A 1,794-nucleotide genomic window follows, 5' to 3' on the forward strand; every position below is an offset into this window, starting at 1 on the left:
TCCAGGTGGCCAGTTCGGCGGCCGCCTCGAGGTTCAGGGCTCGGTGGGAGCGGGCGGCGGGGGCGTAGAGGCGCTCGACGTATTCGCGGACCATGCGGCCCGCGAGCACCTTGGGGCCGAGGGTGGTGAGGGTGCGGCGGACCATGGCGATCCAGCGGCCGGGGAGGCCGTCCAGGCCGCGGTCGTAGAAGCGCGGGGCGACCCGCTGCTCCAGCAGGTCGTAGAGGGCGGCGGCCTCCAGGTCGTCGCGGCGGGTCTCGTCGATGGCGTCGCCGTCGGCGGTGGGGATGGCCCAGCCGAAGTCCGGCTCGTACCACTCGTCCCACCAGCCGTCGAGGACGGAGAGGTTGAGACAGCCGTTCAGGGCCGCCTTCATGCCGCTGGTGCCGCATGCCTCCAGCGGGCGCAGCGGGTTGTTGAGCCAGACGTCGCAGCCGGGGTAGAGCTTCTCGGCCATGCCCATGCCGTAGTCGGGCAGGAAGACCAGGCGGTGGCGCACCCGGGGGTCGTCGGCGAAGCGGACCAGCTCCTGGACGAGGCGCTTGCCGCCGTCGTCGGCCGGGTGGGCCTTGCCCGCGACGACGATCTGGACCGGCCGCTCGGGGTGGAGCAGCAGCTCCATCAGCCGGTCCTGGTCACGCAGCATCAGGGTGAGCCGCTTGTAGGAGGGGACGCGGCGGGCGAAGCCGATGGTGAGGACGTCGGGGTCGAGCACCCCGTCGATCCAGCCGAGTTCGGCGGTGCCCGCGCCGCGCTGCCGCCAGGAGGCGTACAGCCGCTGCCGGACCTCGGCGACCAGCCGCTTGCGCAGGGTGCGGCGCAGCTCCCACAGCTCGGAGTCGCCGAGGTGGCCGAACTGGCGGGCGCCGAGCCGGGTGACCTCGGGGGCCGTCCAGGTGGGTGCGTGCACCCCGTTGGTGACGGAGGTGATGGGCACCTCCTCGGGGTCGAAGCCGGGCCAGAGCCCGGCGAACATCTCCCGGCTGACGCGGCCGTGCAGGGTGGACACCCCGTTGGCACGCTGGGCCAGCCGCAGCCCCATCACCGCCATGTTGAAGAGGTTGGGCTCGCCGCCGGGGTACGTCTCCATGCCGAGCGCGAGGATCCGCTCGACCTCGATCCCGGGCAGCTCGGCGTCGTCGCCGAAGTGGCGGGCGACCAGCTCACGGTCGAAGCGGTCGATCCCGGCGGGGACGGGGGTGTGGGTGGTGAAGACGGTCCCGGCCCGCACCGCCTCATGGGCGGTGTCGAAGTCGGCCCCGCCGGCGATCAGTTCGCGGATGCGCTCCAGGCCCTGGAATCCGGCGTGGCCCTCGTTGGTGTGGAACACCTCGGGTTCGGGGTGGCCGGTGAGCCTGCAGTACGCGCGCAGGGCGCGGACGCCGCCGATGCCCAGCAGCATCTCCTGGAGCAGCCGGTGCTCGCTGCCGCCGCCGTAGAGCCGGTCGGTGACCTCGCGCTCGCCGTGGCCGTTCTCCTCCACGTCGGAGTCGAGCAGCAGCAGCGGCACCCTGCCCACCTGGGCCTGCCAGACGCGGGCGTGGAGCGGACGGCCGCCGGGCAGGGTGAGCGGGATCCGGACGGGCCGGCCGTCCGCCTCGCACAGCCGGGTGAGCGGGAGCTCGTCGGGGTCCAGGACCGGATAGTGCTCCTGCTGCCAGCCGTCGCGGGAGAGCGACTGCCGGAAGTAGCCGTGGCGGTAGAGCAGGCCGACGCCCATCAGGGGGACGCCGAGGTCGCTGGCGGCCTTGAGGTGGTCACCGGCGAGGATGCCAAGGCCGCCGGAGTACTGGG

The 1,794-nt window shown here is 73.3% G+C and carries 1 protein-coding gene; it reads right to left on the minus strand.

Annotated features, from left to right (window positions below):
- The coding region (glgP, locus tag GWI24_RS43980) for an alpha-glucan family phosphorylase (protein WP_210951603.1) at positions 1-1,794 on the minus strand (1,794 nt) is incomplete at both ends.

Origin of the sequence: Streptomyces sp. MK37H, from assembly GCF_018035285.1 — a bacterium.
Taxonomy (GTDB): Bacteria; Actinomycetota; Actinomycetes; order Streptomycetales; family Streptomycetaceae; genus Streptomyces; species Streptomyces endocoffeicus.